At 63.0% G+C, this 19,308-nt stretch carries 20 protein-coding genes; 8 read left to right on the top strand and 12 right to left on the bottom strand.

Annotated elements, in window-relative coordinates:
• Positions 1-143 precede the first annotated feature (143 nt).
• Positions 144-914, top strand: a complete 771-nt coding sequence (locus tag I6F28_RS27815; RefSeq protein ID WP_225142191.1) for a DUF2189 domain-containing protein — start codon at positions 144-146, stop codon at positions 912-914.
• A gap of 172 nt (positions 915-1,086) precedes the next feature.
• Here the strand turns inward: I6F28_RS27815 and I6F28_RS27810 are convergent, their stop codons facing one another.
• Together I6F28_RS27810 and I6F28_RS27805 are read right to left on the bottom strand one after the other, a co-directional pair.
• Complete coding sequence (locus I6F28_RS27810) at positions 1,087-1,599, bottom strand: SRPBCC family protein (protein ID WP_036009564.1); 513 nt, start codon at positions 1,597-1,599, stop codon at positions 1,087-1,089.
• A 28-nt stretch (positions 1,600-1,627) separates the two neighbouring features.
• Positions 1,628-1,942: an ArsR/SmtB family transcription factor gene (locus I6F28_RS27805; RefSeq protein ID WP_036009566.1), complete on the bottom strand. Its 315-nt coding sequence runs from the start codon at positions 1,940-1,942 to the stop codon at positions 1,628-1,630.
• A gap of 118 nt (positions 1,943-2,060) precedes the next feature.
• Between I6F28_RS27805 and I6F28_RS27800 the strand changes: the two genes are divergently transcribed.
• Positions 2,061-2,681, top strand: coding sequence for a LysE family translocator (locus tag I6F28_RS27800; protein ID WP_081494564.1), 621 nt, complete (start codon positions 2,061-2,063; stop codon positions 2,679-2,681).
• Positions 2,682-2,685: 4 nt separating this feature from the next.
• On the opposite strand, the gene I6F28_RS27795 is transcribed toward I6F28_RS27800, so the two are convergent.
• Positions 2,686-3,489 carry an N-formylglutamate amidohydrolase gene (locus tag I6F28_RS27795; protein WP_225142189.1) on the bottom strand — a complete coding sequence of 268 codons (804 nt, stop codon included), beginning with the start codon at positions 3,487-3,489 and terminating at the stop codon, positions 2,686-2,688.
• 76 nt (positions 3,490-3,565) lie between these two features.
• Here I6F28_RS27795 and I6F28_RS27790 point away from each other — a divergent pair, with 76 nt between their 5' ends.
• On the top strand, positions 3,566-3,964 hold the full coding sequence (locus I6F28_RS27790) for a gamma-glutamylcyclotransferase family protein (protein WP_225142187.1): 399 nt from the start codon (positions 3,566-3,568) through the stop codon (positions 3,962-3,964).
• On the opposite strand, the gene I6F28_RS27785 is transcribed toward I6F28_RS27790, so the two are convergent.
• Positions 3,961-4,524, bottom strand: a complete 564-nt coding sequence (locus tag I6F28_RS27785; protein WP_225142185.1) for a chlorite dismutase family protein — start codon at positions 4,522-4,524, stop codon at positions 3,961-3,963. The two genes, I6F28_RS27790 and I6F28_RS27785, sit on opposite strands and share 4 nt — an antisense overlap.
• 256 nt (positions 4,525-4,780) lie before the next feature.
• On the opposite strand from I6F28_RS27785, the gene dnaG reads away from it, so the two are divergent.
• Together dnaG and rpoD are read left to right on the top strand one after the other, a co-directional pair.
• On the top strand, positions 4,781-6,778 hold the full coding sequence (gene dnaG, locus I6F28_RS27780; protein WP_225142183.1) for a DNA primase: 1,998 nt from the start codon (positions 4,781-4,783) through the stop codon (positions 6,776-6,778).
• A 375-nt stretch (positions 6,779-7,153) separates the two neighbouring features.
• On the top strand, positions 7,154-9,289 hold the full coding sequence (gene rpoD, locus I6F28_RS27775) for an RNA polymerase sigma factor RpoD (RefSeq protein WP_036009578.1): 2,136 nt from the start codon (positions 7,154-7,156) through the stop codon (positions 9,287-9,289).
• Positions 9,290-9,687: 398 nt separating this feature from the next.
• On the opposite strand, the gene I6F28_RS27770 is transcribed toward rpoD, so the two are convergent.
• From I6F28_RS27770 to I6F28_RS37540, 4 genes are all read right to left on the bottom strand, one after another.
• Positions 9,688-10,689: a SphA family protein gene (locus I6F28_RS27770; protein WP_225134899.1), complete on the bottom strand. Its 1,002-nt coding sequence runs from the start codon at positions 10,687-10,689 to the stop codon at positions 9,688-9,690.
• Between the two features lie 236 nt (positions 10,690-10,925).
• Entirely contained in the window at positions 10,926-12,356 is a 1,431-nt protein-coding gene (locus I6F28_RS27765; RefSeq protein ID WP_036009581.1) for a DUF1254 domain-containing protein, read from the bottom strand.
• An 81-nt stretch (positions 12,357-12,437) separates the two neighbouring features.
• Entirely contained in the window at positions 12,438-13,106 is a 669-nt protein-coding gene (locus I6F28_RS27760; RefSeq protein WP_420887907.1) for a hypothetical protein, read from the bottom strand.
• 154 nt (positions 13,107-13,260) lie between these two features.
• Positions 13,261-13,647, bottom strand: coding sequence for a helix-turn-helix transcriptional regulator (locus I6F28_RS37540; RefSeq protein WP_225142181.1), 387 nt, complete (start codon positions 13,645-13,647; stop codon positions 13,261-13,263).
• A gap of 284 nt (positions 13,648-13,931) precedes the next feature.
• Here I6F28_RS37540 and I6F28_RS27750 point away from each other — a divergent pair, with 284 nt between their 5' ends.
• On the top strand, positions 13,932-14,933 hold the full coding sequence (locus tag I6F28_RS27750) for a helix-turn-helix transcriptional regulator (RefSeq protein ID WP_225142179.1): 1,002 nt from the start codon (positions 13,932-13,934) through the stop codon (positions 14,931-14,933).
• Between the two features lie 388 nt (positions 14,934-15,321).
• Entirely contained in the window at positions 15,322-15,699 is a 378-nt protein-coding gene (locus I6F28_RS27745; protein WP_225142178.1) for a thiol-disulfide oxidoreductase DCC family protein, read from the top strand.
• A gap of 18 nt (positions 15,700-15,717) precedes the next feature.
• Here the strand turns inward: I6F28_RS27745 and I6F28_RS27740 are convergent, their stop codons facing one another.
• From I6F28_RS27740 to I6F28_RS27730, 3 genes are all read right to left on the bottom strand, one after another.
• Positions 15,718-15,954, bottom strand: coding sequence for a hypothetical protein (locus tag I6F28_RS27740; RefSeq protein ID WP_036009587.1), 237 nt, complete (start codon positions 15,952-15,954; stop codon positions 15,718-15,720).
• 506 nt (positions 15,955-16,460) lie between these two features.
• Entirely contained in the window at positions 16,461-16,799 is a 339-nt protein-coding gene (locus tag I6F28_RS27735) for a hypothetical protein (RefSeq protein ID WP_225142176.1), read from the bottom strand.
• Positions 16,800-16,815: 16 nt separating this feature from the next.
• Positions 16,816-17,322 carry a hypothetical protein gene (locus I6F28_RS27730; RefSeq protein WP_109145267.1) on the bottom strand — a complete coding sequence of 169 codons (507 nt, stop codon included), beginning with the start codon at positions 17,320-17,322 and terminating at the stop codon, positions 16,816-16,818.
• Between the two features lie 146 nt (positions 17,323-17,468).
• Between I6F28_RS27730 and I6F28_RS27725 the strand changes: the two genes are divergently transcribed.
• Complete coding sequence (locus I6F28_RS27725; RefSeq protein ID WP_225142174.1) at positions 17,469-18,275, top strand: lytic murein transglycosylase; 807 nt, start codon at positions 17,469-17,471, stop codon at positions 18,273-18,275.
• Between the two features lie 146 nt (positions 18,276-18,421).
• Here I6F28_RS27725 and I6F28_RS27720 read toward each other — a convergent pair whose 3' ends face one another.
• Positions 18,422-19,249 carry an SDR family NAD(P)-dependent oxidoreductase gene (locus tag I6F28_RS27720; protein WP_225142172.1) on the bottom strand — a complete coding sequence of 276 codons (828 nt, stop codon included), beginning with the start codon at positions 19,247-19,249 and terminating at the stop codon, positions 18,422-18,424.
• Between the last annotated feature and the right edge of the window lie 59 nt (positions 19,250-19,308).

Below are 19,308 nucleotides of genomic sequence, written 5' to 3'. Positions count from 1 at the left end.
AAGGCTAACGATTTCGCCGTGCGAGCATCGTCCCTTCGCTGCTACCCTTCGCGCCGGCCGGCTTCAAGTTGCGCCGCCGCGCGGCGGCGCTAATATCGCGGCATGCGCGCGACGAAGATCGCGCCGATGTGCGGAGGAAGCTGATGTCCATCTCGGGCAAGGTCGATCCGGTGGTGCGTCCAGTGGCGGCGGTCGACATCGCCGAGGCGCTGGTCGAGGGCCTCCGCGATTTCCAGGCGCTGCCGCTCTACGGTCTCTGCTTCGGCGCGCTCTATGCCGCCGGCGGCATCGTCATCATGCTCTGTCTCACTGCCTTCGGCATGGTCTACCTGGTCTATCCCCTCGCTGCCGGTTTTGCGCTGATCGGACCGTTCGTTGCGATCGGCCTCTACGAAGTCAGCCGGCGCCGTGAGCGCGGCGAGCCGGTCTCGTTCGCTGCGATCTGGTCCGCGATCCGCTCGCGCAGCGAGATCGGCTGGATGGCCTTCGTGACGTTGTTCGTGTTCGTGGTCTGGATGTACCAGGTGCGGCTCCTGATCGCGCTGCTGCTCGGCCTCAACGCCTCGTTCTCGAGCTTGCAGGAATTCATGACGGTGGTGCTGACGACCAGCGAGGGCCTGCTGTTCCTGGCCATCGGCAATGCGGTCGGGGCCGTGCTGTCGCTGATCCTGTTCTCGCTGACCGTGGTGTCGTTCCCGCTGCTGCTCGATCGCGAGGTCGATTTCGTCACGGCCATGGTGACGAGCGTGCGCGCGGTGGTGACGAGCCCGCTGCCGATGATCGGTTGGGCCGCATTGATCGTGATGCTGCTGATCATCTCGGCGCTGCCCTATTTTCTCGGGCTGGTGGTCACGCTGCCGGTGCTCGGGCATGCGACATGGCACCTGTACCGCCGGTTGGTGGCGCCGGTGTAGGCCGTCGCCCCCGCCTAGTGCGCGGCTGCGCACGGGGGCGGGGGCCCATAACCCCAGGGAGAAGTTGGGGCGCGAAGTCGTAACCACGAGTCTTCGCCAAACTTCATCCTGTGGTTATGGGTCCCGGGCTCGCGCTTCGCGCGCCCCGGGACGACAGCGGAGATTGCCTCGCTCAAGGCACCTTGATCCCCATCGCCTTCAGCGCCTCCAGCAACCGCACCGGCGGGGACATCTCGATATGCGGCGCCTTGCCGGTCTCCAGCAGGCTCTTCAATCCGGAGAGGATCGCGGGCCAGCCGGTGCGGCCGCCGGAAAGGATGTCGTCGCTGAGCTCGCGGTCGTGGCGTTGGCTCAGGGTGAGGCGGACGGCTTCGCCGGCCTGCTCGATCTCGTAGGTGACGATGGTGGTGCCGAGCTTTTCCACGAGGTCCGGCCAATTGACGTTCCAGCTCACCGTGAGCCTCCTCGGCGGATCGTATTCGAACACTTCGCCGCGGATGTGCTCGGAGCCGTCGGGCGCGTGCACGACGAAACTGCCGCCGAGCTTCGGCTCCATCTCCACCGCAAAGCCGGAAAAATATTTCCGGCTGAACTCGGCGGACGTCAGCGCCTCCCACACCTTCTCGGGCGTCGAGGCGATGTAGATGGTGTAGACGGTCAGCGGCTTGAATTGATCGAGGTTCATCGTGCATCAAATCCTTCGTTGAGCGGACTCACTCGTCGCCGTTCTCCAACTGACGTTTCAGCTCGTTGAGCGCGGCGAGCTTGCTGCGTTCGAACTTCCTGATCCAACGTTCGCCGATCTGATGGATCGGCACCGGGTTGAGGTAGTGCAGCTTCTCGCGTCCATGCCTGATGGTGGTGATGAGGTTCGCTTCCTCCAGGATGGCAAGGTGCTTGGTGACGGCCTGTCGTGTCATCGCAAGCCCCTCGCAGAGCTCGTTCAGTGTCTGGCCGTTTCTGGCGTGAAGCCTGTCGAGCAGCGAACGTCGCGAGCTATCCGCGAGCGCCTTGAAGACCTCATCCATGGCGGCGATAATAGGCAACTAAATGGTTGCATGTCAAGGCGGCGTGGAACGGCTCACGCGACTTCCGTTCCAGCTTCGGCCATGCATTAATGCGCCCGAACCGCAGCGAGTCCCTCCCATGATGTCCATGCAAGCCTACCTCGCCTTCGTCGCCGCCTGCATTGCGCTGGCGCTGCTGCCGGGGCCGATCGTCACCCTCGTCATCGCCAATGGCCTGCGCCACGGCACGCGTGCGGCGCTCATCAACGTGGCCGGCGCGCAGGCCGGGCTTGCCATCGTCATCGGCATCGTTGCGATCGGCCTGACCTCGCTGATGGCGACCATGGGCTATTGGTTCGACTGGGTGCGCTTTGCCGGCGCCGCATATCTGATCTGGCTCGGCATCAAGCTGATCTGGGAGCCGGTCGAAGGCGTCGACGTCGACGCGCCGCCTCCGCCGCCGCGCGGCGGCTTCTTCCTGCAGGGATTCCTGGTGCTGCTGTCGAACCCCAAGGTGCTGGTGTTCTTCGGCGCTTTCATCCCGCAGTTCATGGACATGAGCCAGCCGCATTTCCCGCAGGTTGCGCTGCTGGGTGCCACCTTCATGGTGACGGCGGTGATGACCGATGCGCTCTACGCGATTGCCGCGGGGCGCGCCCGAAAATTCTTCTCGGCGCGGCGCACGCGGATGGTGTCGCGCATCTCAGGCGGCTTCATGATCGGCGGCGGCATCTGGCTGGCACTGACGCGGGCGAAGTGACCGCTTAACTCATTCCCTGCTCGCGCAGCGTGGCGTCGATCTCGCGCAGGATCCGCGCCAGCCGCTCGGCCCATTGCTGCTGGCCGCTCTCCTCGGCGATCAGGTCCTGGCGGATCTCGATGCCGGTGTTGACGAGGCCGCGCCCCTCGCCGTGGATTGGAATCGTGTAGTCGGTCATGTCGCTCACCGCATAAGGCTGGTTGTCGCCGACGACGAGCGCGCTCTCGGCCCGCAAATGCTGCAGCATCAGCCGCGGCAGCACGGTGTCGCGGTGATAGAGCGTGCCGATGTGCCAGGGCCGCGGCTGGCCGTAATAGACCGGCGTGAAGCTGTGCAGCGCCACCAGCACTGTCGGCCTGCCCGCCCTGATGCGCGCATCGATCGCAGCGCTAATCCGGCGGTGATAGGGATCGAAGATCTCGCGCCGGCGCATCTCCTTGGCCGCGGCCGACAGATCCTCATTGCCGGGGATGGCGGTCGCCTCGGATATCATGGGAATCGAGCTTGCGACGCCGGGCGGGCGGTTGCAGTCGATCACCAGGCGCGAATAACGCTGCGCGATCAGATGCGCATCGAGCATCGCGGCGAGCCGCTCGGCGACGCCGGCGATGCCGATATCCCAGGCGATGTGCCTGACGAGATCGGTGTCCGCGACGCCGAGATCGCCGAGCGCGCGCGGCAGCACCCGTCCGTAATGGTCCGCGGTGAGCAGGAACGGCGATGTCCCCGCCGCATTCACCTCATGCACGGGCGGAATGTCGCCCTCGCCGAGCAGCTGGTCGGTCAATTCGGCCGTGTCCAAAGCCATCCTGATTTGCCTATGGAATGACAAACTGTGTAAACGGAGTAGCGGTATCGCACCGATGCCGCAACGTTGGAACGGCATGAGCTTGGATAGACTTTTCGTTTACGGCACCCTGACGCGCGGCTTCGACCACCCGATGGCGCGGCTGCTCGCGGCCCATGCGGAATTCATCAGTGAAGCCACCTGCCGCGGCCGGCTCGTTCTGGTGGAGCACTATCCGGGATTGCTGCTCTCCGAGACGCCGTCGGACATCGTCCATGGTGAGCTGTTTCAGCTGCGCGTGCCGGACGAGCTCCTGCGCGAGCTCGACATGTACGAGGCCTGCGGTGAGGGCTATCCGGAGCCGACCGAATATCTGCGGCAGATGGTGGAGGTGACGTTGCCCGACGGCGCCAGCGAAAAGGCGTGGACCTACGTCTACAATTGGCCCGTCACCGATCTGCCGATCATCGAGTCCGGGCGCTTCCTCGATCGCTAGGCCGACAGCACTTCCTTCACCACGCGCACGTCGACCTCGCGCTCGACGTAAGTCCACTCCTCGGTCCGCCGCAGCATCGCCACAAGCTCCTCGAACAGCGAGGCGTGCGCGGGGGCGAATTCGAACCAGGTCAGGAAGTCGAAGGGGCCGCCGAGGTCGCGGCAATGATAGAGCTGGCGCGCGATCGCGGGCAGAAAACGAAGACTGCTCGCAATGTGGTGCGACTTGTCCTCGAAAATCTTGCGGCGCTCTTCCTGGGTCAGCTCCCACCAGGCCTGCGACTTGCGGATCGGGATCAGCGCCGCGCTGGTGGCCTCCAGCCGGCCGAGGCCGGCCTGCACGGCGACGAGCTGCTGCTTCTCGGCCCGCTCGGTGTAGCGCAGGCTGCTGGCGACGCCGACCAGCCGCCAGGCATTGCGCGAGGGCACCAGCGGCAACGAGACGGCCTCGCTGTCGGTCACCGACAGCGCCGGCACGAAGGGCAGGGACTCGCCAGTCACAGGCGAGAGCGAGGTCACCCGCCAACCCCCGGTCTGGCCGCCCCGAAAGGTCCTGAACATGGCGGTATGGAAGCGTGGAACCGGGCGCGGTTCAAGTGGCTCGTCATTCCGGGGCGCGCGAAGCGCGAGCCCGGAATCCATTTCTCCCAGCATTCCAGTGGCTCGATGGATTCCGGGCTCGCCCCTTCGGGGCGCCCCGGAATGACGGAGAGGGCTGTGAACAGCGCGGATAAGCCCGACAAACCTGGCCTTTGACCGGGCCGTCCCTATATCCCTGATCCTTCGCCCGACTCAAACGCTCGGCTAAACTCGCCCCATGCGCTTCACGCCCCAGTTCCTCGACGAGCTTCGTGCCCGGCTTTCGGTCTCCGAGGTCGTGGGCAAGCGCGTCAAGCTGAAGAAGGCCGGGCGCGAGTGGAAGGGGCTGTCGCCGTTCCAGCAGGAGAAGACGCCGTCCTTCTACGTCAACGACCAGAAGGGTTTTTATCACGACTTCTCCTCGGGCAAGCACGGCGACATCATCACCTTCGTGATGGAGACCGACGGCCTGCCGTTCGCGGAAGCCGTGGAGCGGCTCGCCAATATGGCGGGCCTGCCGCTGCCGGCGGTGACGCCCAACGCCGCGCGCGAGGAGCAGCGGCGGCGCTCGCTGCATGACGTGATGGATCTCGCGGCGAAATTCTTCGCCGAGACGCTGGCCTCGCGCGTCGGCGCGAAAGCGCGCGGCTATCTCGCCGATCGCGCCATTTCGCCGGCGACGCAATTGCAGTTCCGCCTCGGCTATGCCCCGCCCGATCGGTTCGCGCTGAAGGAGCATCTCGGCAAGCTCGGAATCTCCGTCGAGGACATGATCGAGACCGGTCTGCTGATCGGCGGCGACGACATCCCCGTTCCTTACGACCGCTTCCGTGATCGCGTGATGTTTCCGATCACCGATCTGCGCGGCCGCGTCATCGCCTTCGGCGGGCGCGCGCTGGAGAAGGACGTTCCGGCCAAATACCTGAATTCGCCGGAGACGCCGCTCTTCCACAAGGGCGACAATCTCTACAACCACCAGACCGCGCGCAAAGCCACCCATGACGGCAGCCCGCTGATCGTGGTCGAAGGCTATGTCGACGTCATCGCCATGGTCACCGCGGGCTTTGCCGGCAGCGTCGCGCCGCTCGGCACCGCGCTCACCGAAAGCCAGCTCGCGCTGCTGTGGAAGATGGCGGACGAGCCGATCCTCTGCTTCGACGGCGACCGCGCGGGGCAGAAGGCGGCCTATCGCGCCGCCGATCTCGCGCTGCCCTTCCTCGCACCCGGCAAGAGTCTTCGCTTCGCGCTGCTGCCGGAAGGGCAGGATCCCGACGATCTCGTGCGCTCGGGCGGGCGCGGCGCGATCGAGGAGGTCATCGGCGCTGCCCGTCCGCTCGCCGACATGATCTGGTCGCGCGAGCTCGAGGGCGGCAATTTCGCCACGCCCGAACGACGCGCCGCGCTGGAGGCGCGCATCAGGGAGCTCACGAACGGCATCCGCGATGAGGTGGTGCGGCGCTATTATCGCGACGAATTCGTCGAGCGCCTGCAGCGCACCTTCGCGCCCGAAGGCGGGCGCGGCTTTGGCGGCCGGGGCAATTTCCGCCCCGGTGGCGGCCGGCCGTTTCAGCCGCGGGGCGGGGCGAATCGATTCGGCGGACAAGGGTTCGGCGGCCGCCGTGGCGCCCCGGGTCCGGCCCCGCTGCCCTCCGGGCCCTACCAGGCCGCGAGCCCGCAGCTGGCGGCAAGCCCGATCCTGCGGGGCCAGCGCAGCGCCATCTCCCGCCGGGAGGCGCTGATCCTGCAATGCCTGATCAACCACCCCTGGCTGCTGCACGAGCATCTGGAGGAGGTCGCCGCTCTGGAGCTTGCCCATCCCGAGGCCCACAAGCTCCGGGCCGGCATCATCGCCGCCTTCGCCAACGACCATCACCACTCGCCGGACCCCGGCGAGCAGGCCGAAAAGATGCGCGGCGACCTCGAAAAGGGCGGATTTTCTCAAACTCTTCAAAGGGTTGAGAATGTCATCACGACCCAGGCGGTGTGGGCCGCCCGCGAGGGCGCGGCGCGGGACGACGTTCTTGCCACCTGGCACCAGCTGGTTGCCTTGCATCGGCAATGGCATTCACTACTTAGAGAGCTGAAAGACGCCGAGCTGGCCTTGGGGGAGGATCCCAGCGAGGCCAATTTGGCGTGGCTGCGTGACGTCAAGGCTCGGATAGGTGAAGTCGACGGTACCGAGGCCCTGATCGAGGGTTTTGGCGAGCTGTCGGGCCGGCTCCAGAAGAGCATGTGATGAAAGAAACATGCGGACGGCCACGGCTGGAACCGCTAAAAGACTCGCCAAATCCTAGGTTTGGCGGCAAAAACAGGGTTAATCGAGGCTTAACGGTCTTGTAGCACTTTGGCCCAGAGGCGGCCGCAGGCATAACAGACGCGTCAGGAATGAATCCGCGCAATCGCTGTTGGCACTACACCTGCATCCGCCGCGACAAAGAGGCTGACGAAGCGTTAGGCAATTCCGGCGAGAGAAAGTTGGGGGTGGCGAGAGGTTTGTGCGCCGCCCTTTCCGTGTCGAGAGCTGCCGAAGCGAGAGCGTCGAGCAACAGGTTCATGTGAATTCACGCGAAGGCGCGGCGCGTCTCGCATGAAGCGCGTTTAGGAGCAATGGATGGCCACCAAGGCAAAGACGCTGCAGGCGAAGGACAAGGAAAAAGACGACAAGGCAGCGGATGCGCCGGAGAAGGATTCCCAGGACGCGCCCTCGCCCTTGCTCGACCTGTCCGACGCGGCCGTGAAGAAGATGATCAAGCAGGCCAAGAAGCGCGGCTTCGTGACCTTCGATCAGCTCAACGAAGTCTTGCCGTCCGACCAGACCTCGCCCGAACAGATCGAGGACATCATGTCGATGCTCTCGGACATGGGCATCAACGTCACCGAAGCCGACGACACCGAAGGCGAGGAAGAGAAGGACGAGGGCGACGACGAGACCGATAACGAGCTCGTCGAGGTCACCCAGAAGGCCGTCACCGAGGTCAAGAAGAGCGAGCCGGGCGAGCGCACCGACGATCCCGTGCGCATGTATCTGCGCGAGATGGGCACGGTCGAGCTGCTCTCCCGCGAAGGCGAAATCGCGATCGCCAAGCGCATCGAGGCCGGCCGCGAGGCGATGATCGCGGGTCTCTGCGAAAGCCCGCTGACCTTCCAGGCCATCATCATCTGGCGCGACGAGCTCAACGAAGGCAAGATCTTCCTCCGCGACATCATCGATCTCGAAGCCACCTATGCCGGCCCGGATGCCAAGGGCGGCATGAACGCCGCGATGATCGCAGGACCCAATGGCGAGGGCGGCGAAGCCTCGGCCGAGGGCGGCGAAGCCACCGCGTCCGCCGCTGCGCCCGCGCATGTCGCGCCGCCTGCCGCGCCCCCGTCGCCGACGCCGTTCCGCGCCGCGCCCGCGGCCGCCCCCGAGGGCGAGGAGAAGGATCCGGGCGAGGCCGCCGCCGAGTCCGACATGGACGACGACGAGTTCGAGAACCAGATGTCGCTCGCGGCGATCGAGGCCGAGCTCAAGCCGAAGGTGGTCGAGATCTTCGATCGCATCGCCGACAGCTACAAGAAGCTGCGCAAGCTTCAGGAGCAGGACATCCAGAACCAGCTCCAGAACGAGTCGCTCTCGCCGCACCAGGAGCGCAAGTACAAGAAGCTGAAGGACGAGATCATCGTCGAGGTGAAGTCGCTGCGCCTCAACCAGGCCCGCATCGACAGCCTTGTCGAGCAGCTCTACGACATCAACAAGCGCCTCGTCTCGCATGAGGGCCGCCTGATGCGCCTTGCCGACAGCCACGGCGTCGCGCGCGAGGATTTCCTGCGCAACTATACCGGCTCGGAGCTCGATCCGCGCTGGCTCAACCGCGTCTCGAAACTCTCGGCCAAGGGCTGGAAGAACTTCGTCCACCACGAGAAGGACCGCATCAAGGACCTCCGCCACGAGGTGCATCAGCTCGCCGCGCTGACTGGCCTTGAGATCGTCGAGTTCCGCAAGATCGTGCACTCCGTGCAGAAGGGCGAGCGCGAGGCCCGCCAGGCCAAGAAGGAGATGGTGGAAGCCAACCTCCGCCTCGTGATCTCGATCGCCAAGAAGTACACCAACCGCGGCCTGCAATTCCTCGACCTGATCCAGGAAGGCAACATCGGCCTGATGAAGGCGGTCGACAAGTTCGAGTACCGCCGCGGCTACAAGTTCTCGACCTACGCCACCTGGTGGATTCGGCAGGCGATCACCCGCTCGATCGCAGACCAGGCGCGCACCATCCGCATCCCCGTGCACATGATCGAGACGATCAACAAGATCGTGCGCACGTCCCGCCAGATGCTCAACGAGATCGGCCGCGAGCCGACCCCGGAGGAGCTCGCCGAAAAGCTCGGCATGCCCTTGGAGAAGGTGCGCAAGGTCCTCAAGATCGCCAAGGAGCCGCTGTCGCTGGAGACGCCCGTCGGTGACGAAGAGGATTCGCATCTCGGCGATTTCATCGAGGACAAGAACGCGATCCTGCCCATCGACGCCGCGATCCAGTCCAACCTCCGCGAGACCACCACGCGCGTGCTCGCCTCGCTCACCCCGCGCGAAGAGCGCGTGCTGCGCATGCGCTTCGGCATCGGCATGAACACCGATCACACGCTGGAAGAGGTGGGTCAGCAGTTCTCGGTGACGCGCGAGCGTATCCGCCAGATCGAGGCGAAGGCGCTGAGGAAGCTGAAGCATCCGTCGAGGAGCCGGAAGCTGCGGAGCTTTTTGGATAATTGATCCGATTTCAATCAGAACGAAAACGGCGGGCCAACAGCCCGCCGTTTTTCTTTGACCCGGCTCTCGCCCCGTCATTGCGAGGAGCGCTTGCGACGAAGCAATCCACCAGGCGATTGCCCTACCCATGTCCGATTCCATTCCAACAGCAACAAAAGTGCGGACGGTGCCCGACTTCCGAGATGGGCCGAAAGCGGAAGTGCCGGTCCGGGGGGCGACTTTCCTTCTTCAAAGTGCGGGATTTCGATGCAGGTAGATCTTCTCGACTACCTTCACGCCAGCTTTGTTCAGCAGGTGGAAGGTTCGAGGCTACGCAGATAACCAGCTCAGTTCGATATGTTCACGTGAGACGTTCGACCGACCCATGGTGTGTCGGCGAGATCGGCTAAGCGGCCACGCTGCTATTTTGTGATCCGCCGGGTTGATGCGACAGTTCTGGTCGGCGCTATCGGCGATATTGAGAACGTCAGCCAAGTGTTCCAGCCAGCCGGCCGATTCTCCGCAGCGAACTCGCCATATCCCTTCAGATTCAAATACCCCTGCATATCGCCTACCGGAAATAGAAAGCCAATCTGCGGACCAACTGCGAAGACTCGGGACCGAAAGCCGCCTAGGGCGGGATGCTGGCCAAAGTCATCAGTTATCTGCTGATAGGCATAACCAACGAGGCCGACGAAAGTTTGCTTTGACAGAAACTGTGAGGCTCCCCAGTCAACGTGAAGATCGATGCCGTTCTGGTACTGCGTATCCGGATTCTTGAAATTGTAGGTGAGGCCCGCCACCGCGGAAAACTCGTGGCCAGTTTGCGGATTGAAGTAGGTGTAGCCGGCGCCGCCGTCGATGGCGCCATGCCCGATGCCGAGATTGGCGAGACGGGACGAACTGTAAGCGCCGACGGGAACATCTCCGGTTACGTAGGTCATGAAGTTATGGACGCCTGCATTCCACTTGAGCGTCGCCTGCGGGTAGAGATCCCCGACTGACGTGATCGAGTCGCCGAAGCTGCCCGTGCGCGTCACGGCCAGGGGGCCGACAGTTGCGGTGAGCGTTCCTGCTAGATCAGCGCTCGATCGTCCGAACAGTCCTGTCACTCCGATGGCCAGTTGCCCGCCCAGCACGGGGGTTGCGAACGTGTATGTAGGATTGAGCAGGACGAGATCCCCCCGCCCATTCAGACGCAAGTTCAGATCGACGTTTACTGTTGCGGGGATTCTGCCGACGTGAATTTCCCTTGCGGCAGCCGCGGTGCCGAATGCACTTACGCTGGTGTGGTAGTAGACCGCTGCCATTGACCAGCCGGGGGCTTGAGGGGTGGCGGCAAGGCTGCTGAAGCGGCCAGGGAGCCAGTAGGAAACGCCACCTTCGTCGGCGTAAGCCGTGGCAGCAGGCACCGACAGCGTCATGACTGCCGAGGCAATGGCTGCATTCCTGAACGCAGAAGAGAGAGACGGCTTTGTCGCGCTCCGTCCAACGCGCTGTTTTCCTTTTCCAAGGTGAAGTGCCGACATCATGGCCTCCTGCATCGCGAATGCCGTGTCATTCGGCCCAGAAAACCCAAAGCGAGTACAGCGTGCTGTGGGGCATCTGGGAGCGGCCTAGCAATCATGCCGGCGCATGCGCGCCGGCATGATTGCCTGCTCTAGGCTCCGACTTTTCTGGCGGCCGGGACCGTCCATGTGCCGTTGATGATCGAGGGGTCCGTCTCCTGGGGCCAGTACATACGCAACATGAGGATGAAATCTCCCTCAGGCGCAGGTAGCCAGTTCGACTCCTTCTCTTTGCCGGGAGAGTCCTTCTGGATGTACAGATCAGTTGATCCGTCCGGATTCTCCTTCAAGTCTTCCCGAGCGCTGACGGAGTACCTGTTGAGCGGGTTCTTCACGAAGAAATAGCCGCTGTCGTACATCGTAAGCGACCAGAATCCCTCCGCTGGAGGCAAGTGACCTTTCGGAAATCGCATCACGTACTTGTTCGCGCCGCTGTACTTGTGACCGTCGGCGTCTTTTTGCGAGGTCGGATAGACGGCATCCTGCGGCCGGTTGGCACCAAGCCCGATCGCGGTTACCAAAGCCCGCATCAAATAGTCGGTGCCGTAGATGCCGGTCTTGGTCGTGAACGCGAACCCATTCTCGTCTTTGATGGCCTTGTTGATTTTGAACTGCAGCATGATCCGGTCGAACGACACCTCCGGCAGGCGCCTCAGAAAGTCTGCCTTCAGCTTACTCTCATCAAAATCCTGCCCTGGGACGATGCCGATGCGGGCAAACTTCGCAAGTTGAGGCGCGTCCGCGGCGTATGGCGGATTAGTCTTCATCAGCTCGCAAAGCAGCTTGAAGTATGAGACCGCGTCCATGCGATTGACCTGCTCGCGGACCGCCGTCTTCATATCGATTGTTGGATCCACCTTCCCGGGGGCGGGCGTGTAGGCTTTGCCATAAGCGCTGAGCGGAACGAGCTTGCATTCGTCTTGCAACTTGTGCACCGCAGCGTAATCGTCCGCCGTGCCGGTGCAATAGATGCGGCCGAGCAGCCACACGATATTGGTGGCCGACTTGTACTCCTTGACACCCGCCGGCAGCGTGCCCTTCCAACCCGGCCCCGTGATCGCGTAGGTCTGCGCCCCGGTGCCGGTGGTGCGCTTACCTGGCACGTGAAACACGGTGGTCCAGCCGTCCAGCATCGGCATCAGGAAATAGCGGCCCTTCATGTCCGGAATGCTGAGTATCCAGGGCTCCTTTCCGACGTCGAAGAAGGATGTCGTGTACAAGGTGTCGGCATTCGGTGCCGTCACATCCCTGAAGGTGGCGTCGGGATACTGGCGCAGCTTGATGATATGTCCCATCGGACCGCGCGTGCCGACGGGCTCGGCGACATTCGTGATGATCCGCCGGGTCATCTCCATCGTCACCAGCGGGTAGCCAAAGATGTAGGCGTCGCTGGCCAGCCAGAAATCCTCCAGGCCTTGTCCCACTCCGAAAAATGAATCCTGGGCAAGAGCCGGTCGTGTGGCGGCGGCTCCCGCGAGCAGCCCCATTCCGCCAAATGCAAGGGATCGACGGGTGATGTTCATCGCTAATCTCCTTCCTATAGAAAACCAGTCACGTGGATTCGCAGTTCACGCCTTTGCAACGGAGCCACTCGGGCGAACGGCTCAATAGCAGGGCGGATAGGGGTAGTAGCCGCAGCGCGGTGAGTAATAGGGATACGCCGCAGCCCCGGCCACAGCAGCGGCTCCTGCCACGGCAGCGCCGCGGTAGAACGCTCCGCGCCAGGCGGTGCGGCGAGCGACGCCGGCGAAAGACAACGGCGTCAACGGACGGCCAATGATATCGATAAAGACAGATGCCGGCCCGTCCGCCCCGGCGAGATCACCTTCGAGGATATCGACGTCGAACGTCAGCTTATCACCTTCAAGCTTGGGGGATTTCAACACGACGACGGCATCCAACACCGACGATCCGTCTTTCTTGAATCCTGACACCGTGGCGTTGGGCGGGTCTTTAGCGAAGTTGTCGCTGCCATGGCCCCAGTCCTCGACAATCCGGGAGGTCAGATCATGCCCGGCGGCACGAACGGGTCGGTCGGCAAACACAATCGCATTCGGAGAAACGCCGCTTAGCACCAGCTTACCCTCTTTCAGGCTCACCCCGCGCGAGTTGAGGACAAAAAGCGATGGGACCACTTCCGGCTTGGCCTGACCAATCGATTTCTCAAGCGGAATGTGCGGCTTGGGTTCGGCCGAAGATTGAGCAAGGAGCTTGTGCGGAATTACCACTAAGCCAGCGGCGCAGACCGCGATCAAGGCCAGGCGGATTGTCATAGCGGTCTTCTCCTTTGCAGGCTGGTTGTTTTCCTCGAGCAGCACGTGAGCAATTCGAAAGCGATAAACCGTCGCTAGTGCCGGCGGCATCTCTGCATTTCGCGCCAAATCACGCGGCGCGTCTTGCCATTTCGCGCCAATCGTCAGGAATCATTCAGCGGCTAGTAGTGCGAGAACGTCGGCGGACAAGCGACCGATCATGCTCGCGGCCACGTTGCTGTCTCCGATAAACGATAGGTTGAATTTTCATCAAACGCACGAAAGCACGGCTGAAGCTGCTCGCGTTCGTGTATCCGAGAAATTCTGCAATATCCGACAAGCGCTTACTCGTATTGGCCAGCAGGCGGCACGCAATCTCTAGTCGGACTTCGTCGAGCATCTTGCTGTGGCTCGTGCCCATGCGTTCGAGATGACGCTGCAATGTGCGCCCACTAATTCTGAGCGCATGCGCTGTGCTATCAAGGGTTGCGTCACCGTGCCGCAGTGATGCAACGATGGCGGCGCGGACCGCCGTGGATGAAGGCAAGCGGACGGCTCTCATCGTTTGGCGGCAGGCCTGAAGCCCATGCTCCCACAGTGAAAAATCAGTCCATGGGACTAGGGGAAGCTGAAAGGCCCATCTGGCCATCGGGCGCCAAAACTTTCGTCGAATGGAATGAGGTGGGACTGAGATCCTCTGGAGGCATTGCCAGACGACAAAAACAAGCAAAGAGCCTTGCAGTCCTGATAATCTAAGCGCGTGACAGGCGTCAGCTCTCCCCGGGTAGGGAGCTGTCGTCCTGCGACGCCGCTCGTGCGCTGAATTTTAGTGATCGAGACGCACCAATGCCAAAGATTCATTTGACGCGTTGTCAGCACCTCAGTCCATTCGCTGACATTTTGAATAATCTCGGCGCGCCAACCGCTTCGTTATTGGAAAAATATCGGTTGCCCGCTTCTCTGGAGGAAAAAGCCGATCATTACGTGCCGATCTTACCTGCGATCGAATTTGCGGAGTTTGCCAGCCGGTCGCAAGGTATCGAGGATTTCGGATTCCACGCTGCCAAGTCGCTCAATTTCGCGCACCTTAGTGAGAAGACCAGGTATCTAATCAGTCATTCCCCGACTTTGCTCGTCGCGCTGCACCAGGCCTGTAGATTGGCTTCGCTCGAAGATTCAAACTTGAGCAACTGGGTGGAGCGCCACGGCGACCATGTTCGCTATTGCAGCAAGCTAGCCGGCACTGCCGGACTTCAGCATCTCGAGCATTCACAATGGCTTCAGAACGTTTTCCCGATTTACATCGTCCGGCAATTCGCCGGTCCGGACTGGGCACCGGCAACTATCGCCTTTGAGGCACGATACACGCCGGGTCCGGCATGTCGGTCTTTCTGGCCGACGTCCCGCTTCCTGTCTGGTCAAGAAGCCTCGTGGATCGACGTACCTGTTTCATTGCTGGGCCTTCCTAACAGATTGGATCAAGCTCCTTCACATCCGAAGAGCGATCTTGTCGAACATTCGAACTTTGACTTCATCCACGCACTTAAGCTGATGCTTCCATCCTACATTGACGAGCGGCCTCCGGCGCTGGCGGAAGTCGCGGAGATGGCGGGGGTCAGCGCACGCAGCCTTCAACGCAAGCTATCTCGCGCCGGGATGACATATTCGCGGCTGTTGGATACCGTGAGGTTTGAAAATGCCAGAAAGCTTTTGCGCGATACGGATTCCAAGATCATCGACATTGCGTTTGCTTCGGGCTACGCAGATCCCGCCCATTTTACCCGTGCATTCCGCCGGGTTGCAGGCGTGACGCCCGGCCAATTCCGCGAGCAATGGAGGCCTCGATAGTCGAGTTGCCATTCGCTGCATCCTGTCCGCTTCGGGTCAATGCGAAGAACTCAAGTTGAGCAAATCAGGTCTGCTCTGCCGCCCATCCCCACAGACGTATCTGGGTTGCTTCGCTGCGCTCGCAATGACGGGGATAGGGCCGAACCCTGCTTCTTCTTCGCCTCCTTTCAATCCGCTCGATCTCCAGCGCCGACCTCCCGCTCTTTTACGCGACTCTTGATGCTGCTCCCAATGAGGTTGCGCCCGGCTCGTCGCCGTCGAGGCTGCCGCGCAATTCGGCGGGCCGAGGTCGGGTCGTCCTTCTTTGTGCCTTTGTATCGGCAGCTTCAGCCGAAGGCGTTCATCTGGCTTTCTCTCGGACTATAATTCCGACGAGAAAGGCTCATTGATGCCACCCCACCTCACCGTCTACTACAACACCCGCTGCCCCGTCTGCGACGCCGGCATTGACTGGCAGCGCAACAAGCTGCTGGCGCTGGTGCGCGCGGGCACCGTCGAGTTCAGGGACATCAACGAGCAGCCTGATGCACTGGCGCACTTTGGCGCTTCGCTCGACGACATCAGGCGGCGCCTACACGCGACGGATGAGGCCGGGCGGCTCGTCGTCGGCGCTGATGTCGCGATTGCGCTGTGGCGGTTGACGCCGGGGCAGGGGTGGCTTGCGGCGCTATCAGGCAATCGCGTGGCGCTGCCGATCACGCGGTTTGCCTATGACCGGTTTGCCGATCTGCTATTTGCCTGGAATAAATGGAGCGGGCGCTGGTGAACGCCCCGCTGTGCCCGCCTACTTCTTCTTCGCTCCCACCCGCTCGATCCGCTTGATCTCCAGCGCCGGGCGGCCGCTCTTTTCCGCGATCTCGCGGTCCTGTTCCATGATGAAGTTGCGGGCGGGTTCGTCGCCGTCGAGGCCGCCGAGCAGTTCGGAAGGGACGCGGCGGTTGGAGCGTTGGGAATCGTCTTCGTAGACGACGTTGAAGAAGGCGAATTCGCCTTTGGGGTTGGTTCCGGGTTTTTTGGCCATGGCGGCTTGTCCTCGATCAGGACGCCGCAGTCAAATGACTTTCGGGATTGTGACCTTCGCGATCGTCGCCACGCCCTTCAATAAACGGCGGGCCGAAGCCCGCCGTTTATCTTTTCAGCGTCGCCCGGGGCTGGCAGGGCGACAACCTAAAATAGAAGGCTATAGAAGGCGCGCCGCGATGGCAAGGTAAATCGTCGCGCGACGATGTCGCAGCAGGCGCATCAGATATGCAGTTGATGGATATCGCGATTTCCCACAATTTCGAAAATCAGATGCTTTGGATCCTCGAAGTACTTTGTTCATCTTGCTGCGCTCTCGGAAGGCCACGAGAGCGCGCGGGCGTCAGCGTCTGGAGTCTTGCGATGTTGGCACCATACCACTGTTTTGCCCGACGGTCAACGTTGATTCGGAAAAATCGCAAAGATCACATCAAGACTTCTACTGTGCATGGGGTTGTTTTTGCGGTTTTGTTTCGGCGCCGACGCGCACGCTTCGCGCTGCGCGCCTCAATCCCGCCGGCGGTGCACCAGCTCCTGCACGGCGAGCCGCGATCCCCGTCCGCCGCCTTTGTTGCTACGCTCCTTGCGTCCCTGCGCCATGATCGCGCTGCCCATCGCGGCCGAGCCGAAGGTGATGAGGAAGGAAGCGAGCAGCAGCACGAGCGCAATGGCAGGTGCGCGGTCGGCGAAGATCAGCTCCCGCAGATGCCCGGGATTGAGCCAGAGCAGGCCGCCGACCAATAGCACGGCGGCGCAGGCGCCGATCGCGAGATTGATGGCGAGCAGGCGAAATAGCGGGATGCGGAGGAGCGAGCGGGTTGATGGAGGCTGCTGGCGATTGGGCATGGCGATGACGTTCCCCTCACGCCGCCGGCGCGGCGCGCGCGGCCTGCTGTCGCTCCATCATGGTCTGCCACAACGTCGCGATGCTCTGTTGCGTCTGCGGCGCGATCAGGCAATGGCCCTCATTGTCGAAGCCGCAGAACCGCACGGAAGCGTCCTTCTTCACCTCGGTTAGCGCCTGGTTGATCATCTCGAGACACGTCATGACCTCGCTGACGTCCGAGAGGCGCGTGTGATGCAGGAGGTCCATCAGGCGGAACGTCATCACCGCGGGGCGGCCGAAGCTGATGCCGGGGCGGCCGAGCTCGAACAGCACGTTCACGGCCGGAAGCGCGCCGCGGATGTGCTCGAGCACGCCGGCCATGTCTTCCACGCTGCAGGCGACGAGGTGGGGGACTTGCGGCGGCGCGGCCGCCGGCGTCCGTGGCGCAAGGCCGAGCGCGGCGATCACCTCCTGCTCGATCCATTGCCGCACTGGTGCTGGCGCATTGCGGATCTGCTCGGCGCTCAAGGTTATTCCGGTCATGTGTGGTTCTCCTGCTCGGCTCAGTCTAGAAAGCACGGCGTGAGACGGTTTGATGCGGATCAAGCCTTGTGCTTTGACGCTCACGGCGTTCCCGGGCATGATCCGCGCGCTGCTTCGCACTGGAATTCTCTGGGGGATTGCTCCACATGCCGAGACTGCTTCTCGCTGCCGCCTTCATCTTGTCTTTGGCCGGCGGATCGGCGCAGGCCGCCCGCTGCGGCGGCGACTTCAACGGCTTCATCGCCAGCATGGCGCAGGAGGCTCAGGCCGCCGGCGTCTCGGCGAGCGTGACCAATGCGGCGCTCGGCGGCGTTGCGCCCGACCCTGCGGTTCTCGCCTTCGACCGGCGCCAGCGCTACACCTTCAACAAGACCTTCGAGCAGTACGTCTCGACCCGGGTCGGCCCCGGCCGCATCAATGGCGGGCGCGCGATGCTGCAGCGGCATGCCGCGCTGCTCTCGCGCGTCGAGCAGAAGTTCGGCGTGCCCCGTTATATCCTGGTCGCGATCTGGGGGCTGGAGAGCGATTTCGGCAAGGGCGACACCGGCAAGCTGCCGGTGGTCCGCACGCTGGCGACGCTCGCGCATGATTGCCGCCGCACCGATCTGTTCCAGGGCGAGCTGCTGGCCGCGCTCAAGATCGTGCAGCGCGGTGACCTGCAGCTGCGCGACATGATCGGCGCCTATGCCGGCGAGATCGGCCAGACCCAGTTCCTGCCATCGTCCTACATCAAGTACGGCGTCGATTTCGACGGCGACGGCCATGTCGATCTCCGCCACAGCATCCCCGACGTGCTCGCCTCGACCGCGAACCTCCTGCACACGAGCGGCTTCAAGATGGGCCAGCCTTATGGCGAGGGAACGCCGAACTTCGAGGCGATGCGCGAGTGGAACAGGGCGGTGGTGTACCGCAAGACCATCGGCTATTTCGCCGATCGGCTGATGGGGCAGTGACCACATCCTCGGTGTCATCACCCGCGAAGGCGGGTGATCCAGTATTCCAGAGACGGCGCGGCTAGAGCCGAGAAGCCACGGCGTACTGGATTCCCCGCCTTCGCGGGGAATGACAGCGGTGGGTGTGGAGGCCGTTGCGCTCCTGGCTACTTTTCTATCCCCTTCGCCAGCCGCCGCTGCAGCGGCGCCCAATAGGTTCCCGGACGGAAGCGCTGCAGCAGGTCCATGAAGCGGGCGTCGTTGCCGATCAGGATGCGCGGCTCGTTCCGCTCGATGCCCCTGATGATGCGCAGTGCCGCGTCCTTCGGCGAGGTCTTCGCCGCGTTCTCGAACCGCTCGATCGATTGCGCGCGGCGGGCATTGTCGGTGACGCCGACGCCGGTGCGGGCGTTGCGCGCGATCGCGGTGGCGATGCCGCCGGGATGCACGACCGACAGCTTCACCGCGCTGCCCGCGACGCTGAGCTCGTGCCGGACGCTCTCCGAGAAGCCGCGCACCGCGAACTTCGCCGCGGCATAGGCCGATTGGCCCGGCGGGGCGATGATGCCGAAGATCGAGGAGAGGTTGACGATGTGGGCCTCACTCATCGTCTTCAGGTGCGGCAGGAAGGCGCGTGTGCCGTGCACCACGCCCCAAAAATTGATGTCGAACAGCCAGTCCATCTGGGCCTGGTCGATCTCCTCGAACGTGCCCATCAGCGCAACGCCGGCATTGTTGACGACGATGCCGAGGGAAGGATGCGCGGCGACCGCCTCGCTTGCGAACTGCGCGATGTCGCTCGGCTGGCCGACGTCGACGCGATGCAGGCTGACCTTGCGCGCTGTTCCGATCTCCGCCGCGAGCGCCTTCAATCCACCCTCGTCGCGATCGGCCAGTGCGAGGTCGCAGCCGCGTTGCGCGAGCTCGATCGCCAGCGCCCGGCCGATGCCGCTCGCGGCTCCCGTGATGGCGGCGGCGCCCCGAATCGTCGTCATGAGTTCCCCCGTCAAGTCCCCGATGATGGAACTATGAATTACTTTTTTTTGAAATGAAA

This window comes from Bradyrhizobium sp. NBAIM14, assembly GCF_020193895.1.
GTDB lineage: Bacteria > Pseudomonadota > Alphaproteobacteria > Rhizobiales > Xanthobacteraceae > Bradyrhizobium > Bradyrhizobium yuanmingense.
This window is presented reverse-complemented; position numbering and strand designations above follow the sequence as displayed.

Bases quoted from the DNA above. Each gene is read 5' to 3' on its own strand.
- I6F28_RS27720 (WP_225142172.1), bottom strand. From the start codon at position 19,249: ATGACGACGATTCGGGGCGCCGCCGCCATCACGGGAGCCGCGAGCGGC.
- I6F28_RS27760 (WP_420887907.1), bottom strand. From the start codon at position 13,106: ATGACAATCCGCCTGGCCTTGATCGCGGTCTGCGCCGCTGGCTTAGTG.
- I6F28_RS27750 (WP_225142179.1), top strand. From the start codon at position 13,932: ATGCCAAAGATTCATTTGACGCGTTGTCAGCACCTCAGTCCATTCGCT.
- I6F28_RS37540 (WP_225142181.1), bottom strand. From the start codon at position 13,647: ATGAGAGCCGTCCGCTTGCCTTCATCCACGGCGGTCCGCGCCGCCATC.
- I6F28_RS27815 (WP_225142191.1), top strand. From the start codon at position 144: ATGTCCATCTCGGGCAAGGTCGATCCGGTGGTGCGTCCAGTGGCGGCG.
- I6F28_RS27810 (WP_036009564.1), bottom strand. From the start codon at position 1,599: ATGAACCTCGATCAATTCAAGCCGCTGACCGTCTACACCATCTACATC.
- I6F28_RS27725 (WP_225142174.1), top strand. From the start codon at position 17,469: ATGCCGAGACTGCTTCTCGCTGCCGCCTTCATCTTGTCTTTGGCCGGC.
- I6F28_RS27790 (WP_225142187.1), top strand. From the start codon at position 3,566: ATGAGCTTGGATAGACTTTTCGTTTACGGCACCCTGACGCGCGGCTTC.
- I6F28_RS27740 (WP_036009587.1), bottom strand. From the start codon at position 15,954: ATGGCCAAAAAACCCGGAACCAACCCCAAAGGCGAATTCGCCTTCTTC.
- I6F28_RS27745 (WP_225142178.1), top strand. From the start codon at position 15,322: ATGCCACCCCACCTCACCGTCTACTACAACACCCGCTGCCCCGTCTGC.
- I6F28_RS27800 (WP_081494564.1), top strand. From the start codon at position 2,061: ATGATGTCCATGCAAGCCTACCTCGCCTTCGTCGCCGCCTGCATTGCG.
- I6F28_RS27770 (WP_225134899.1), bottom strand. From the start codon at position 10,689: ATGACGCTGTCGGTGCCTGCTGCCACGGCTTACGCCGACGAAGGTGGC.
- I6F28_RS27730 (WP_109145267.1), bottom strand. From the start codon at position 17,322: ATGACCGGAATAACCTTGAGCGCCGAGCAGATCCGCAATGCGCCAGCA.
- I6F28_RS27735 (WP_225142176.1), bottom strand. From the start codon at position 16,799: ATGCCCAATCGCCAGCAGCCTCCATCAACCCGCTCGCTCCTCCGCATC.
- dnaG (WP_225142183.1), top strand. From the start codon at position 4,781: ATGCGCTTCACGCCCCAGTTCCTCGACGAGCTTCGTGCCCGGCTTTCG.
- I6F28_RS27805 (WP_036009566.1), bottom strand. From the start codon at position 1,942: ATGGATGAGGTCTTCAAGGCGCTCGCGGATAGCTCGCGACGTTCGCTG.
- rpoD (WP_036009578.1), top strand. From the start codon at position 7,154: ATGGCCACCAAGGCAAAGACGCTGCAGGCGAAGGACAAGGAAAAAGAC.
- I6F28_RS27785 (WP_225142185.1), bottom strand. From the start codon at position 4,524: ATGTTCAGGACCTTTCGGGGCGGCCAGACCGGGGGTTGGCGGGTGACC.
- I6F28_RS27765 (WP_036009581.1), bottom strand. From the start codon at position 12,356: ATGAACATCACCCGTCGATCCCTTGCATTTGGCGGAATGGGGCTGCTC.
- I6F28_RS27795 (WP_225142189.1), bottom strand. From the start codon at position 3,489: ATGGCTTTGGACACGGCCGAATTGACCGACCAGCTGCTCGGCGAGGGC.